Source organism: Curtobacterium sp. AC272, assembly GCF_979258155.1.
In genome coordinates, this window is sequence record NZ_OZ409838.1 from 2,611,424 (window position 1) to 2,626,039 (window position 14,616).

Sequence of the window (14,616 nt, forward strand, 5' to 3'; positions counted from 1 at the left end):
GTGGCGACCCTGACGGGACTTGAACCCGCGACCTCCGCCGTGACAGGGCGGCACGCTAACCAGCTGCGCTACAGGGCCATGCTGAATTGCTGTGGTGTTGCTCAGTACTACTTGCTCGCTCACTCGGAGAGTGACCCCAACGGGATTCGAACCCGTGCCGCCGCCGTGAAAGGGCGGTGTCCTAGGCCACTAAACGATAGGGCCGCAAGTGGTGCTTCGCGCTACCGATGGACAAGCATACGGATGCCCCCCGGGGTTCGCAAATCGGGCCGCGTTCCCGCGGAATCCCCGGCGTGTCGCGCCCGCCCGGCACCGGGTGTCGAGGTTGCGGTGCGAGCATCGTCGTCAGCTCCACGCCCCTCGTCCGAGGGGCTGTGGGGCTGCGACACCTGTTGTTACTGTTGCGTCTGTTAACAGTGTTACGTGCGTGAGCCTTGCCGCGCTGTTACGAAATCGAGATACATGTCGACCTCTACCTTCGCTCTCCCTCCGCAACCGCAGCCGCCTCGTCGCCGCCGCGGTCGCCGTCGCGCTCGCCGGCAGCACCCTCGCGGTCCTCGCCCCGGCCACGTCGGCCAGTGCCGCGAGCTACCCGAGCTGGTCCGAGGTGCAGAAGGCCAAGTCCTCGACGAGTGCCCAGCAGGCCAAGGTCACCGAGATCAAGTCGCTCATCTCGACCCTGAAGTCCGAGGCCGCTGCGAAGCAGAAGGCCGCACAGGCGGCTGGCGAGGCCTACCAGGCTGCACAGAACAAGTACGACGAGGCGACCCTCGAGCAGAAGACGCTCCAGTCCCAGGCGGACGACGCCGAGCAGACCGCCGCACAGTCCGAGGAGCAGGCCGGTCAGCTCGCCGCGCAGCTCGGCCGGGCCAGCGCCAACGACGTGACGACCGACATCCTCACGCACCCCTCGGACTCCGGTGACCTGCTCTACGAGCTCGGCGCCATGTCGAAGCTCGAGCGAGCAGGCCGACGGCATCTACTCGCAGGCGTCGCAGGACCGGGGTACTGCGCAGGCCCAGGCCGACAAGGCGGACAAGGCCAAGGCGGCGTTGGGCGACCTCGCCGACGCAGCCCAGTCGAAGATGCAGCAGGCGCAGGGTGCTGCCGACGCGGCGCAGACCGCCGTCGACGCCCAGAACGACAACGAGTCGCGGCTCGAGGCACAGCTGACCGCCCTCACCACCAAGCAGCGCGGTGTCGAGGCCGACTACCGCAAGGGCGTCGCCGCTGAGAAGGCCCGACAGGCGCGCATCGCCGCTGCTGCGGCCAAGGCAGCCGCGAAGGCCGCGGCGACGAGCCAGGGCGGCACCGGCGGTGGGACGGCCAACTCTGCCGGGTGGGTCCGTCCGGCCGGCGGCTTCCAGACCAGCGGCTACGGCATCCGCGTCGACCCGTACACGCACTCCACGGCACTGCACGCCGGGGTCGACCTCGCTCCCGCCTGCTACGCCCCGATCTACGCGGCCCACGACGGCACCGTGACCTTCGCGGGCAACGGCGGCGGCTACGGCAACGAGGTCATCCTGGACAACGGCGGCGGCATCTCGACGGCCTACGGACACATCGTCGACGGCGGGATCATGGTCGCGAACGGCCAGCACGTCTCCGCCGGGCAGCAGATCGCCAAGATCGGTTCGACCGGCTGGTCGACCGGGTGCCACCTCCACTTCGAGACCCGGGTCAACGGTGCTGCCGTCGACCCGGTCCCCTTCATGGCAGCGCGGGGGATCTCGGTATGAGCATCAGCGCAGCCGGGATGCGTTGACCCCGCCATGACCCTGTCCGCTCGCTCGTTCTCCTGCGGGATCGCCACCGTCGCCGTGCTCGGCATCGGACTGTCGGTCGTCGTCGCAGGACCCGCCCAGGCCGCGCCGTCGGCGCCGTCCTGGGACGACGTCAAGGCCGCGAAGTCGGATGCCGCCGACGCGCAGCAGACGGTGGACGAGCTGAGCGACCGGCTGACCTCGCTGCAGGCCACCGCGGACCGCGCCGGCATCGTCGAGCAGCAGGCCGGGCAGGCGTACGCCCTCGCCGCCTCGCAGCAGCAGGAGGCGAAGGACACCCTCGCCGACCTGTCCGCGCAGTCGAAGCGGGCGAAGGGCAAGGCGGACGACTCCGCGGGCCAGGTGGCCGCGCTCGTCGTCGAGCTGTCCCGCACGGGCGGCGGCGACCTGGTCGACGACGATGCTCACGGACGCCTCGGACTCCGGCGACCTGCTCTACCGCGTCGGCACGATGTCGCACCTGTCCGAGCGGTCGGCGACGATCCTGGCCCAGGCCCGCTCCGACCAGAAGACCGTGGACTCGCTCGCCGACCAGCAGGCCGTCGCCACGACGGCGCTGAGCAAGGCGACCGAGGCGACGAAGACCGCCTTCGCCACCGCCAACGACGTCTCGGCCGACGCCCAGGCCCGTGTGCAGAAGCAGCAGGACCAGCAGGGCGAGGTCCTCCGTCAGCTCGCGTACCTCAAGGGCACGAGCGTCGCGACGGAGAGCGCGTACTGGAGTGCGCAGCAGGCCAAGGCGGCCGAGACCGCCCTGGCGGCCCAGACGAGCAGCAACGGCACCAGCACGACCAGTGGCGACACCGACACCGGTACGAGCAGCGGCAGCACCACGAACCCGAGCGTCGGCTCCGGCAGCGGATCGACCACCCCTCGCGCCCGAGCACCCCGTCGAAGCCGAGCACGCCGGCGGCTCCCGCCCCGGCACCGGCACCAGCGCCCGCTCCCGCCAAGCCGAGTACGCCCACCCCGTCGAAGCCGAGCACCCCCGCTCCGGCACCGAAGCCGACGGTCCCGAGCAGCCCGTCGAAGGCCGCCGGCGCCATCTCCTACGCCCGCACCCAACTCGGCAAGCCGTACCTCATCGGTGGCGCAGGCCCGAACAGCTGGGACTGCTCCGGCCTCGTCATGATGGCCTACAGCTCGCAGGGCATCGCGACCGGCGGCCACAACGTCGTCTGGCAGTACAACTACTTCGGCTCGATCGGCCGTCTCGTGCCGCTCTCGCAGCGCCAGCCCGGCGACATCCTCTTCTACTCGTCGAACGGAACCGCTTCCGGCGGTTACCACGACTCGATCTACACCGGCAACGGGATGATGGTCGAAGCAGCCCGACCAGGCGTCGGCGTGGTCGAGCGGGCGGTCTGGACGCCGAGCCAGCTCCTGCCCTACGTCGCCCGCCCGAGCGGTTCCCTGTAGCCCCTTCCCGGTGTGCCCGGTCCTTCCCAGAACGGCTGCGGTAGCAAGCGGGATCGGGCGTACCTGCCCGGATCAGAGCACCAGGTACGCCCGTTCCCACCAGGTACGCCTGAACCCGCACGGCACAGCCCCACGAACGCAGAACGGCGCCCGCCCTCCGGATGGAGAGCGGGCGCCGTCCGGCGTCCGGAAGCGTCAGGAAGCGTCCGGAAGCGTCAGTGACCAGCGGGCACGTACGCGGCCTGGCCGGCCTGCACGATCGCCTCGGCCTCGGCGGCGTCGCCCCAGCCCTCGGCCTTGACCCACTTGTTCGGCTCGAGGTCCTTGTAGCGCTCGAAGAAGTGCGCGATCTCGGCCTTCGTCTGCTCGTCGACGTCCGAGATGTCCTGGATGTGCGTCCAGCGCGGGTCCTTCGCGGGGACCACGAGGACCTTCTCGTCCTTGCCGGCCTCGTCGCTCATCTTGAAGACGCCGACCGGACGGACCTTGACGCCCACGCCGGGGAACGTCGGGAACTCGAGGAGCAGCAGCGCGTCCACGGGGTCGCCGTCGTCAGCCAGGGTCTTCTCGAAGAAGCCGTAGTCGGTCGGGTAGACGAACGACGTGAACAGCACGCGGTCGAGGTAGACACGACCGGTCTCGTGGTCCACCTCGTACTTGTTGCGGCTGCCCTTGGGGATCTCGACGACGACGTCGTACGCGGCCATGTCTGTACTCCTGGTGTGTCGGTGGGGCTGTCGGTGGTCCCGAGAGCGCGGCTAACGTTACCGGGTGAACTCTCCGCGTCCCCGGCTGGACCCTGCCGTCGCCGAGACCCGCCTGGCGGTCCGCGACCTGCTCGCCACCGCGCTCGACGACGGCGTCGTCATCGCGGGTGACCTCGTGCTGGTCGCGCTGAGCGGCGGACCGGACTCGCTCGCGCTCGCCGCGGCCACCGCGTTCGAGGCGGGCAAGCAGGGGCTCCGAGCCGGGGCAGTGGTCGTCGACCACGCGCTCCAGGCGGGCTCCGAGGCGGTCGCGAGCCGCGCCTCCCGGCAGGCATCCGAGCTGGGTCTGGACCCGGTCGAGGTCCGCAGGGTCGCGGTCGGTTCCGACGGTGGTCCGGAGGGCGCCGCCCGGGAGGCCCGCCACGCGTCGATCGCCGAGGTCGCCTCCGCCACCGGGTCGCGTCTCGTGCTGCTGGGACACACCCTGGACGACCAGGCCGAGACGGTGCTGCTGGGCCTGCTGCGCGGCAGCGGGCCGGACAGCCTGTCCGGCATGCTGCCGCTCGCACGGCGCGACCAGGGCCGGCGTACGGCCGCCCGCTGCTCACCGTGCGTCGGCACGCGACACGGCAGGCGTGCGCCGCAACCGGGCTGGCGCCGTGGCACGACCCGCAGAACGACGACCCGGCGTACACCCGGGTGCGGGTCCGGAACGCGCTCATGCCGGTGCTCGAACGCGAGCTCGGAGCCGGGGTGCCCGAGGCGCTGGCGCGGACGGCCGACCAGCTGCGCGAGGACTCGGCGGCACTCGACCACTTCGCCGAGGAACTGGCGGAGGACATCGCCGAGCACTCCGAGGCTGGTATCTCCCTGTCCGTCCGGGCACTCGGGGCGAACCCGCCGGCGCTCCGGCAGCGACTCGTGCGCTTGGCGGTGGAGAGCGAGTTCGGCGTGACGCTGTCGCGCGTGCAGACGCTCGAGGTCTGCCGGCTCGTCACGGACTGGAGCGGACAGGGGCCGATCGACCTGCCGGGCGTCCGGGCGTCGCGATCCGGTGACCGCCTGTCGTTCAGTGCCGGTTAGGCTGGACCGGTGGAACTCTCCGACGTCCAGGCAGACCTGTCCGAAGTCCTCTTCACCCCCGAGCAGATCGACGACAAGCTCGCCGAACTCGCGGCGGTCGTCGACGCCGACTACGCGGGCCGCGACCCCCTGCTCGTCGGCGTCCTGAAGGGTGCCGTCATGGTGATGGCGGACTTCTCGCGGCACCTCAAGATGCAGGCGCGGATGGACTGGATGGCGGTGTCGTCGTACGGCTCCGGCACGAAGTCGTCCGGTGTGGTGCGGATCCTCAAGGACCTCGACACCGACCTGCACGGCCGGGACGTCCTCATCGTCGAGGACATCATCGACTCCGGTCTGACGCTGTCCTGGCTCAAACAGAACCTGCAGTCCCGCGGTGCCGCGAGCGTCGAGATCGTCGCCCTGCTGCGCAAGCCCGAGGCCGCCAAGGTCGAGGTCGACGTCAAGTACGTGGGCTTCGACATCCCCGACGAGTTCGTGGTCGGGTACGGCCTGGACTACGACGAGCGCTACCGGAACCTGCGCGGTGTCGGCGTCCTGGCGCCGCACGTGTACTCGTAACCCGTCCAGGGGTACATGCCTCGGGTGGAGTTCGCCCGCAGAGGACACCCATTCTCGCCACAGAATCGCGGCCGTATGCTGACCTGCACGCAACTTCGGCAGAGAAAGGTGTCGGGCACTCGCGCCCGGATCACATGAACTTCAAGCGCATCTTCCGCGGCCCGTACCTCTACGTGCTGATCGCGCTGGCGGGCATCTTCATCGGCTGGAGCGTCATCAGCCAGGGCAGCACGACCGAGGTCAGCACCCAGAAGGGCCTCGAGCAGCTCGCCGACGGCAAGATCTCGTCCGTCATCGTCAACTCCACCGAGCAGCGGGTCGACATGATCACCCGCGACGGCGACAAGCAGGAGCAGTTCTACTACTCCACGCCCCGTGGCGAAGAGGTCATCCAGGCCGTCAACGACGCCAACCTGCCCAAGGGCTACGACGACCACGTGAACACGGGCAACTGGTTCCTGTCGCTCCTCGGCGTCCTGCTCCCCTTCCTGATCATCGGTGCCCTCTTCTGGTTCCTGCTCTCGAGCGCCCAGGGCGGCGGCTCGAAGGTCATGCAGTTCGGCAAGTCGAAGGCCAAGATCAACAACAAGGAGAACCCGCAGGTGTCGTTCGCCGACGTCGCGGGCTCCGACGAGGCGATCGAGGAACTCCACGAGATCAAGGAGTTCCTGAAGGAGCCGGCGAAGTTCCAGGCCGTCGGCGCCAAGATCCCGAAGGGCGTGCTGCTGTACGGCCCTCCCGGAACCGGCAAGACCCTGCTCGCCCGCGCCGTCGCCGGCGAAGCGGGTGTGCCGTTCTACTCGATCTCCGGTTCGGACTTCGTCGAGATGTTCGTCGGTGTCGGTGCGAGCCGTGTCCGTGACCTCTTCGAGCAGGCCAAGGCGAACTCGCCGGCCATCGTCTTCATCGACGAGATCGACGCCGTCGGTCGTCACCGTGGTGCCGGCATCGGCGGCGGCAACGACGAGCGCGAGCAGACGCTCAACCAGCTGCTCGTCGAGATGGACGGCTTCGACGGCAAGACGAACGTCATCCTCATCGCCGCGACGAACCGCCCCGACGTGCTCGACCCCGCGCTTCCTGCGTCCGGGCCGCTTCGACCGCCAGATCGGTGTCGACGCCCCGGGCATGGCCGGCCGCAAGCAGATCCTCGAGGTGCACGCGAAGGGCAAGCCGCTCGCCGCGAGCGTCGACCTCGAGCTGCTCGCCCGCAAGACGCCGGGCTTCACCGGCGCCGACCTGGCGAACGTCCTGAACGAAGCCGCGCTGCTCACCGCCCGGTCGAACGCGCAGCTCATCGACAACCGCGCGCTGGACGAGGCCGTCGACCGTGTCATGGCGGGCCCGCAGCGTCGGACCCGGATCATGTCCGACCAGGAACGCCTGATCACCGCGTACCACGAGGGCGGCCACGCCCTGGCGGCAGCGGCGATGCGGCACACCGACCCGGTCACGAAGATCACGATCCTGCCGCGCGGTCGTGCCCTCGGGTACACGATGGTGCTCCCGCTCGAGGACAAGTACTCGGTCACCCGCAACGAGCTGCTCGACCAGCTCACCTACGCCATGGGTGGACGCGTCGCCGAGGAGATCGTGTTCCACGACCCCACCACCGGCGCCTCGAACGACATCGAGAAGGCCACCGGCACCGCTCGCAAGATGGTCACCGAGTACGGCATGAGCCAGGCCGTCGGGTCCGTCAAGCTCGGTTCCGGGTCGAGCGAGCCGTTCGTCGGCCGTGACATGAGCGGTGGGACCGGGCGCGACTACTCGGAGAACATCGCCCAGACCGTCGACGCCGAGACCCGTGCGCTGCTCGAGGCCGCGCACAACGAGGCCTACCAGGTGCTCAACGACAACCGCGACATCCTCGACCGCCTGGCCGGTGAGCTCCTCGAGAAGGAGACGCTCGACGCCCCGGAGCTCGTGGAGATCTTCAAGGACGTCCGCAAGCTGCCGGAGCGCCCGCAGTGGCTCTCCAGCGACAAGCGTCCGGTGAGCAACCTGCCCGCGATCGACGTGCCCGGGCAGGCCGCCGCCACCGCAGCGGACCAGTCGGACAGCGAGTCGACCTCGAAGCCCCGTCGTCGCCCCTTCGGCAACCCGGGTATCGCCCCGGCGTAGGGGGCCGGCATGACCGACCTGCCGACGAGACGTGCTCGTCGGCTCGACACCCGCGGCGGTCCGGCACCGGACCGCACGCGGGTGTTGGGCATCCTCAACGTGACGCCGGACTCGTTCAGCGACGGCGGGCTGCACCAGGCCTACGACGCCGCCGTGCAGCACGCGCGTGACCTCGTCGCCGCGGGCGCCGACATCATCGACGTCGGTGGGGAGTCGACCCGGCCGGGCTCGGAGCGCGTGCCGGTGCCGGTCGAGCAGGAGCGTGTGCTGCCGGTCGTCCGGCAGCTCGTCGCCGAGGGCATCCCGGTCAGCGTCGACACGATGAACGCCTCGACCGCCGAACGGGCCGTCGAACTCGGCGCCGCGATCGTCAACGACGTGTCCGGCGGCCTGGCCGACCCGGACATGGCCCGCGTGGTCGCGTCGACCGGGGCCGGGTTCGTGGTCATGCACTGGCGTGGCCACAGTGACCGGATGTACCGCAACGCCGAGTACGTGCACGCCGTCGACGAGGTCCGGCGCGAGGTCGAGATGCGGGTCGCCGAGCTCATCGTCCTCGGGGTGCGCCAGGAACAGGTCGTGATCGACCCGGGCCTCGGCTTCGCCAAGCAGGGCGTGCAGAACTGGGAGATCCTGGCCGGCTACGAACGGTTCGCCTCGATCGGCCTGCCGGTGCTCGTCGCCGCATCACGCAAGCGGTTCCTGGACGGAGTGGGCAGCCCCGAGGGTGCCCCGCCGAAGGACCGCGACCTCGCCACCGCCGCCATCAGCCTGCTCGCCGCCGAACGCGGCGCGTGGGGTGCGCGTGCACGACCCGGCACCGACCCGTGCCGTGCTCGACGTCTGGGACGCCTGGAGGGCAGCTCGCTCGTGAACGACACCATCCGCCTCGTCGGGGTCCGTGCCCGCGGCCACCACGGGGTCTTCGACCACGAACGTGCCGACGGTCAGGACTTCGTCGTCGACGTCGCCGTGGAGCTCGACGCCCGCGCGGCCTCGGGCAGCGACGACCTCGACGCCACCGTGCACTACGGCGTGCTCGCCGAGCAGGTCGTCGCCGAGATCGAACGCGACCCGGTGGACCTGATCGAGACCCTCGCCGAACGCATCGCGGCCGCGGTGCTCACCCACCGTGCGGCCCTGGCGACCGAGGTCACCGTGCACAAGCCGCAGGCGCCCATCACCGTGCCGTTCTCCGACGTCTCGATCACCATCCGCCGTGCCCGCGGGGCGACCGTGCCGGACGAGGAAGAAGAGTGAGCCGCGTCGTCGTCGCGCTCGGCGCCAACCTCGGCGACCGGGGAGCACCCTCCGCGCCGCCGCCCGAGCGGTCGCCGCGCTGCCCGGGGTCCACCCGGTGGCGTCGAGCCACGAGGTCGAGTCGGTCGCCGTCACCCTGGACGGCCGCGACGACACCAAGCCGCGGTACCGCAACGCCGTCGTGGTCGTCGACACCGACCTCGAGCCGCAGGCGTTCCTCGACGCGCTGCACGGCATCGAGGACGAGCACGGCCGCACCCGCGACGTCCGCTGGGGCGACCGGACCCTCGACCTCGACGTCGTCGCCGTCGACGACCTGCGCATCGACACCGCCACGCTCACCGTCCCGCACCCCCGTGCCGCCGAGCGCGCGTTCGTGCTCGCACCGTGGCTCGACGCCGACCCCGCGGCCGTCCTGCCCGGCGCCGGACCGGTGGCCGACCTGCTCGCCGCCGTGGGGGACGACACCGAGCGCGTCGACGAGCCGCGCTTGTTCGCGGACGTGCCCCGCGCCTCCCGGGCCACCACCGAAGGGAACGTGACCCAGCCGTGAAGCCGACCCGTCCCTCCACCCTGCTCAGCATCGCCGTCGTGACCGCGGTGGCGGGCTTCGCGTTCGACGCGGTGCTCGCGTCGCGACAGTCGCCGACGCTGCTGCTCGCCGTGCCGCTCGGCATCACGCTCGCGTTCATCGGCGTCGCCGTCGTGCTCATGGCGCGACCCGTCCGCCGGCACGCCCGCGAGGGCGCGGGCCGACAGCGCCCGGTCGACCCGCTCTACGCCACGCGCGTGGTGGTGCTGGCGAAGGCCTCGAGCATCTGCGGCGTCCTGTTCGGCGGCTTCGCGATCGGGCTGGTCGTGTACCTCCTGACCCGCTCGGTGACGCCTTCGCTAGGCTCGACCCTGCCGAACGTGGTCGCCGTCGGGGGCGGGATCGTGCTGACGGTCTGCGCACTCGTGGCAGAGCGCATGTGCATCGCTCCTCCGGGTGACGACGACGAGCCGGGCGACCCCCGGAACGGCACGACGGCGAACTGACCCGAGCACACCCACTGGAGGCCCGCGATGGCGCGTGAACGACTCGACGAGCCGGGCCTCGGCCTGACCGGCATCGACTGGACCAGGGTGTCCGCGAAGCTCGTGTGGACCGAACTCATCACGACCCTGGTGATCGGCCTCGTGGTGACCGCCGGCCTGGTCCTGATCGGGGTCGTCAACGACGGCTTCGGCTCGGGCGCCGGAACGGTCTGGCTGCTCATCGGCATCGTGGTGCTCGTCATCACGCTCGTCACCGCGGCGCTGACGCCCCGCCGGGTCCGTGCGATCGGCTACGCCCTGCGCGACGACGACCTGGTGGTCCGCCGCGGCCTGATGTGGCAGCGCTTCACGGCGGTGCCGTACGGGCGCATGCAGCTCGTCGACGTGGCGCGCGGTCCGCTCGACCGGGCGCTCGGCATGAGCGAGCTGAAGTTCGTGACCGCCGCGGCCGCCACGAACGTCCGCATCCCCGGCATCCCCGCGACCGACGCCGACGAACTGCGCGACCGGCTCGTCGAGCTCGCCGAGTCCCGCCGCGCCGGGCTGTAGGGGGTCGCGGTGACCTTCCGACCCGGCCCGCCGCCGCCCGCCCCGCCCACGCGCGGGAACGCCGCTGCCGCAGCGCCCCTGACCGACGGCGAGTGGCACCGCCTGCACCCGCTGACCCCGCTGCTCAAGGGCGGGATCTTCCTGATCGTCATCCTCGGTTACGTGCTGAACAGCCTGCGCGACCAGCTCGTCGAGTTCTTCATCCCCGGCGGCGAGCAGCAGGACGGCGACCCCGTCCGCTACGTCTACGAGCACGGCGTCGTCGGCTGGGTGCTGCTCGGCGTCGCGGTGTTCCTGCTCGTGCTGATCGGGCTCTTCTACCTGTCCTGGCGCATGCACGAGTTCCGGGTCACCGGCGAGATCGTCGAGGTCCGCTCGGGCGTGCTGTTCCGGAACCACCGCAAGGCCCGGCTCGACCGGATCCAGGGCATCAACATCTCGCGTCCGCTCATCCCGCGGGTGTTCGGCACGGCGAAGCTCGAGATCGCCCAGGCCGGCAACGACGCCAACGTGCAGCTCGCGTACCTCGGGGTGAAGGCCGCCGACGACCTGCGGCTGCGCATCCTCGTGCTCGCCTCGGGTGCGAAGGACGACGACCGTGGCAGTGGTCCGGCGCGCGCGTCGAACGGTGTGCTGCAGGACCGCGTCGACGAGATGTTCTCGCCCGAGCTCGACCCCGCCGCGGTGCAGGCCACCCGGATCGTCAAGGTGAAGCCCGGCCGGCTGATCGCGTCGATGCTGCTCTCCGGCACCACCGTCTTCATCCTGCTGGCCGTGGCGGCGATGATCGTCAGTGTCGCGCTCACCGGCGAGTACGGCATCCTGTTCGGCCTGTTCCCCGCCGTGATCGGTGCGGGCAGTTACTACGTCCGCAAGTTCTCGCGGTCGCTGCAGTACACGATCGCCGAGACCCGCGACGGCATCCGGATCGGGTTCGGGCTCGTCTCGACCTCGAACGAGACGCTGCCCCCGGGCCGCATCCACGCCGTCAGTGTCGCGCAGCCGCTGCTCTGGCGACCGTTCGGCTGGTGGGACGTCCGGATCAACCGTGCGACGAACGCCGGCAACGGGGCATCGAGCAACCAGCAGGCCTCCGCCATCGTGCTGCCCGTCGGCACCGCGGCCGACGTCCGCGAGGTCCTCGACATCATCCTGCCCGGCCTGGTCGGCACTGCCGTCGCGGGCCCCGAGGCCTCGCAGGAGGCCCTGCGGGAAGGCTCCGCCGAGGCCGTCAGCGTCGTCGACGACAGCCTCACCACGAGCGGCGACGAGGGCGGCTTCGTGCACTCCCCGCGCCGCGGCGCGTGGCTCCGCCCGTTCGCGTTCCGGCGCAACGGGTACCGGTTCGTGCAGGGCGCGGTGCTGCTCCGGCTCGGCGCCGTCTGGCGGTCGCTCGTCATCGTGCCGTTGCCCCGGGTGCAGAGCGTCAAGGTCGAGCAGGGTCCGCTCGAGCGTGCCCTGCGGCTCGCCGCCGTCCACGTGCACACTGTCGCCGGGCCGGTCTCGGCCCGCGTCGGTGCGCTCGACGCACGGGACGCGCAGCGGCTGTGGTCCGAGACGACCCAGCGCGCCGTCGAGGCCGCTGCGGTCGACACGTCCCACCGGTGGCGCGAACGGGAGGCCCGTCCCGCGTCCGCCAGGCACGCTGCGGACGTGCCGTGGCCCGGGACCGGAGCCCCTGCCGGACCCGACGCCGACCACCGGCCCGGCACCGTGCCTCCCGGCCCGGGGTGGAGCGACGTCCCGCCCACCGGGGCCGTCCGATGAGGGCCGGGCGCCTCGGCGTCGGCGTCGTCGGTGCCGGACGGGTCGGACCCGTGCTCGGCGCCGCACTCGCGAACGCGGAACACGCGGTCGTCGGGGTGACCGCCGTGTCCGCCGAGAGCCGTGACCGTGCCGAGGCGATGCTGCCCGGCGCTCCCGTGCTCGCGACGCCGGACCTGGTCGAGCGGAGCGAACTCGTGCTGCTCGCCGTGCCGGACGACCAGCTGGCCTCGCTCGTGCAGGGCCTGGCGGACGCCGGCATCTGGCAGCCCGGACAACTCGTCGTGCACACCAGCCCGGACCACGGCGTCGGCATCCTCGCCCCCGCGATGGCGGCCGGCGCGATCCCGCTCGCCATCCACCCCGCGATGGCGTTCACCGGCACCAGCGTCGACCTGTCGCGGCTCCGTGACGCCTACTGCGCGGTCACCGCTCCTCACCCGTGCTGCCCATCGCGCAGGCCCTGGTGGTCGAGATGGGCGCCGAGCCGTTCGTCATCGCCGAGGGGGACCGGCCCGCCTACGCCGACGCCGTCCGCGCCGCCGTGAGCTTCTCGACCGCGATCGTGGACCAGTCGGCGGGCACGCTCTCCGGCATCGGTGTGGACCACCCCGGCCGGGTGCTCGGTGCGCTCGTCCGCTCCGCCGTCGACAACGCACTGACGGCCGCCGACGGGCAGTCCACGCTGTAGCGAGGGTGGCCGCCGGTTCGGGGGCGGGCGCGCGTCGCGGGTAGCATTTCCCCGACCCCCACGACCATCGGAGCCGCACCCGCATGACCGACGAGACCGCCACCACCGACACCGCGATCGCCGACGCCGCCGCACTGGCCGAGCAGGAGACCAGCGAGCAGCGACAGGTCCGGCTCGACAAGCGCGCGAAGCTGCTCGAGTCCGGCATCGAGGCGTACCCCGCCGAGCTCCCGATCACGACGACGATCCCGGCGGTCCGCGACCGGTACGCGCACCTCGAGACCGGCGAGGAGACGCAGGACGTCGTCGGTGTCGCCGGCCGCATCGTGTTCTCGCGCAACACCGGGAAGCTCTGCTTCGCGTCGTTGCAGTCCGGCGACGGGTCCCGCATCCAGGCGATGGTGTCCCTCGCCGAGGTCGGAGACGAGTCCCTCGCGCGCTGGAAGGAGTTCGTCGACCTCGGCGACCACGTGTTCGTGCACGGCCGTGTGATCTCCTCGCGCCGCGGTGAGCTGTCGATCATGGTCGACGAGTGGGCGATCGCGGCGAAGGCGATCCTGCCGCTGCCGAACCTGCACAACGAACTGAACGAGGAGACGCGGGTCCGCCAGCGTTACCTCGACCTCATCGTCCGCGACGAAGCACGCGCCACCGTCCGCGCGCGTGCCGCCGTGATGTCCTCGCTCCGCCAGACCTTCACCGAGCACGAGTACCTCGAGGTCGAGACGCCGATGCTGCAGACCCAGCACGGTGGCGCCTCGGCTCGTCCGTTCGTGACCCACTCGAACGCCTTCGACACCGAGCTCTTCCTGCGCATCGCGCCCGAGCTCTTCCTGAAGCGCGCCGTGGTCGGCGGCATCGACCGGGTGTTCGAGATCAACCGGAACTTCCGCAACGAGGGTGCCGACTCGTCGCACTCGCCCGAGTTCGCGATGGTCGAGGCGTACCAGGCGTACGGCAACTACGAGCAGATGGCCGACCTGACGCAGGAGCTCGTGCAGCGCGCTGCGCGGGCCGTGACCGGTGGCTCGCTCGAGGTCACCCTGCCCGACGGCAGCACGTACGACCTCGGCGGCGAGTGGCCGCGCATCGACATGTACGGCTCGCTGTCCGAGGCCGCCGGTCGCGAGATCACCCCGGAGACCCCGCTGTCCGAGCTGCAGGAGCTCGCCGCTGCCGAGGGCGTCGAGGTCGCGCACGCCACGCACGGCAAGTACGTCGAAGAGCTCTGGGAGCACTTCGTCATCGACTCGCTCGACCGCCCGACGTTCGTGATGAACTTCCCGGTCGACACCTCGCCGCTCACCCGCGAGCACCGCACCCGTCCGGGCATCGTCGAGAAGTGGGACCTGTACGTCCGCGGCTTCGAGCTGGCGACGGCGTACTCCGAGCTCGTCGACCCGGTCGTGCAGCGGGAGCGCTTCGTCGAGCAGGCGAAGCTCGCAGCCGGCGGCGACCCCGAGGCGATGCGCGTCGACGAGGAGTTCCTGCGCGCCCTCGAGCACGCGATGCCGCCGTCGGGTGGCATGGGCATGGGCGTCGACCGCCTGCTCATGGCGATCACCGGCCTCGGCATCCGCGAGACGATCCTGTTCCCGTTGGTGAAGTAAGACCCGGTTCCCCGGGGTACGAT

General features: G+C 71.1%; 12 protein-coding genes, 2 tRNA genes and 3 pseudogenes. 13 read left to right on the forward strand and 4 right to left on the reverse strand.

All coding sequences use genetic code 11. The features are described 5' to 3' along the window. Position 1: 1 nt before the first annotated feature. Both ACZZ0J_RS13400 and ACZZ0J_RS13405 read right to left on the reverse strand, forming a co-directional pair. Positions 2–78, reverse strand: a tRNA-Asp gene (locus tag ACZZ0J_RS13400). Between the two features lie 53 nt (positions 79–131). Beyond that, a tRNA-Glu gene (locus ACZZ0J_RS13405) sits at positions 132–204 on the reverse strand. Positions 205–920: 716 nt separating this feature from the next. Between ACZZ0J_RS13405 and ACZZ0J_RS13410 the strand changes: the two genes are divergently transcribed. Further along, complete coding sequence (locus ACZZ0J_RS13410) at positions 921–1,742, forward strand: M23 family metallopeptidase (protein WP_463437335.1); 822 nt, start codon at positions 921–923, stop codon at positions 1,740–1,742. Positions 1,743–1,745: 3 nt separating this feature from the next. Here ACZZ0J_RS13410 and ACZZ0J_RS13415 read toward each other — a convergent pair whose 3' ends face one another. After that, positions 1,746–2,195 carry a hypothetical protein gene (locus tag ACZZ0J_RS13415; RefSeq protein ID WP_463437337.1) on the reverse strand — a complete coding sequence of 150 codons (450 nt, stop codon included), beginning with the start codon at positions 2,193–2,195 and terminating at the stop codon, positions 1,746–1,748. Here ACZZ0J_RS13415 and ACZZ0J_RS13420 point away from each other — a divergent pair. Together ACZZ0J_RS13420 and ACZZ0J_RS13425 are read left to right on the forward strand one after the other, a co-directional pair. Beyond that, on the forward strand, positions 2,188–2,919 hold the full coding sequence (locus tag ACZZ0J_RS13420; protein ID WP_463437339.1) for a hypothetical protein: 732 nt from the start codon (positions 2,188–2,190) through the stop codon (positions 2,917–2,919). The two genes, ACZZ0J_RS13415 and ACZZ0J_RS13420, sit on opposite strands and share 8 nt — an antisense overlap. Next, positions 2,916–3,206: an NlpC/P60 family protein gene (locus ACZZ0J_RS13425; protein WP_284179984.1), complete on the forward strand. Its 291-nt coding sequence runs from the start codon at positions 2,916–2,918 to the stop codon at positions 3,204–3,206. The genes ACZZ0J_RS13420 and ACZZ0J_RS13425 overlap by 4 nt, the downstream gene beginning before the upstream one ends. 215 nt (positions 3,207–3,421) lie before the next feature. On the opposite strand, the gene ACZZ0J_RS13430 is transcribed toward ACZZ0J_RS13425, so the two are convergent. After that, on the reverse strand, positions 3,422–3,913 hold the full coding sequence (locus ACZZ0J_RS13430) for an inorganic diphosphatase (protein ID WP_111086931.1): 492 nt from the start codon (positions 3,911–3,913) through the stop codon (positions 3,422–3,424). Positions 3,914–3,977: 64 nt separating this feature from the next. On the opposite strand from ACZZ0J_RS13430, the pseudogene tilS reads away from it, so the two are divergent. The 10 genes and pseudogenes from tilS (at position 3,978) to lysS (ending at position 14,593) form a co-directional block, all read left to right on the forward strand. After that, positions 3,978–4,996, forward strand: a pseudogene (gene tilS / locus ACZZ0J_RS13435) (tRNA lysidine(34) synthetase TilS). Positions 4,997–5,005: 9 nt separating this feature from the next. Continuing rightward, the gene (hpt, locus tag ACZZ0J_RS13440) at positions 5,006–5,557 is read left to right on the forward strand and encodes a hypoxanthine phosphoribosyltransferase (RefSeq protein WP_111086933.1); all 552 of its coding nucleotides are present in this window, start codon (positions 5,006–5,008) and stop codon (positions 5,555–5,557) included. A 134-nt stretch (positions 5,558–5,691) separates the two neighbouring features. Next, positions 5,692–7,681, forward strand: a pseudogene (ftsH, locus tag ACZZ0J_RS13445) (ATP-dependent zinc metalloprotease FtsH). 9 nt (positions 7,682–7,690) lie between these two features. Then, positions 7,691–8,941, forward strand: coding sequence for a dihydropteroate synthase (folP, locus tag ACZZ0J_RS13450; RefSeq protein ID WP_463437343.1), 1,251 nt, complete (start codon positions 7,691–7,693; stop codon positions 8,939–8,941). Positions 8,942–9,038: 97 nt separating this feature from the next. Next, positions 9,039–9,494, forward strand: coding sequence for a 2-amino-4-hydroxy-6-hydroxymethyldihydropteridine diphosphokinase (gene folK / locus ACZZ0J_RS13455; RefSeq protein ID WP_463437344.1), 456 nt, complete (start codon positions 9,039–9,041; stop codon positions 9,492–9,494). After that, positions 9,491–9,979, forward strand: coding sequence for a DUF3180 domain-containing protein (locus ACZZ0J_RS13460; protein WP_111086937.1), 489 nt, complete (start codon positions 9,491–9,493; stop codon positions 9,977–9,979). The genes folK and ACZZ0J_RS13460 overlap by 4 nt, the downstream gene beginning before the upstream one ends. A gap of 27 nt (positions 9,980–10,006) precedes the next feature. Further along, the gene (locus ACZZ0J_RS13465) at positions 10,007–10,528 is read left to right on the forward strand and encodes a PH domain-containing protein (protein WP_123937224.1); all 522 of its coding nucleotides are present in this window, start codon (positions 10,007–10,009) and stop codon (positions 10,526–10,528) included. Between the two features lie 9 nt (positions 10,529–10,537). Continuing rightward, positions 10,538–12,295: a PH domain-containing protein gene (locus ACZZ0J_RS13470; protein ID WP_131844944.1), complete on the forward strand. Its 1,758-nt coding sequence runs from the start codon at positions 10,538–10,540 to the stop codon at positions 12,293–12,295. Continuing rightward, positions 12,292–12,983 (forward strand): annotated as a pseudogene (locus tag ACZZ0J_RS13475) (Rossmann-like and DUF2520 domain-containing protein). The gene ACZZ0J_RS13470 and the pseudogene ACZZ0J_RS13475 overlap by 4 nt, the downstream one beginning before the upstream one ends. Positions 12,984–13,066: 83 nt before the next feature. Beyond that, on the forward strand, positions 13,067–14,593 hold the full coding sequence (gene lysS / locus ACZZ0J_RS13480) for a lysine--tRNA ligase (protein WP_463437347.1): 1,527 nt from the start codon (positions 13,067–13,069) through the stop codon (positions 14,591–14,593). Positions 14,594–14,616 lie beyond the last annotated feature (23 nt).

What these genes read in the sequence shown, in the direction of transcription:
- ACZZ0J_RS13425 (WP_284179984.1), top strand. Translation starts at nt 2,916, where the DNA reads ATGATGGCCTACAGCTCGCAGGGCATCGCGACCGGCGGCCACAACGTC.
- ACZZ0J_RS13430 (WP_111086931.1), bottom strand. Translation starts at nt 3,913, where the DNA reads ATGGCCGCGTACGACGTCGTCGTCGAGATCCCCAAGGGCAGCCGCAAC.
- ACZZ0J_RS13465 (WP_123937224.1), top strand. Translation starts at nt 10,007, where the DNA reads ATGGCGCGTGAACGACTCGACGAGCCGGGCCTCGGCCTGACCGGCATC.
- ACZZ0J_RS13420 (WP_463437339.1), top strand. Translation starts at nt 2,188, where the DNA reads ATGCTCACGGACGCCTCGGACTCCGGCGACCTGCTCTACCGCGTCGGC.
- lysS (WP_463437347.1), top strand. Translation starts at nt 13,067, where the DNA reads ATGACCGACGAGACCGCCACCACCGACACCGCGATCGCCGACGCCGCC.
- folP (WP_463437343.1), top strand. Translation starts at nt 7,691, where the DNA reads ATGACCGACCTGCCGACGAGACGTGCTCGTCGGCTCGACACCCGCGGC.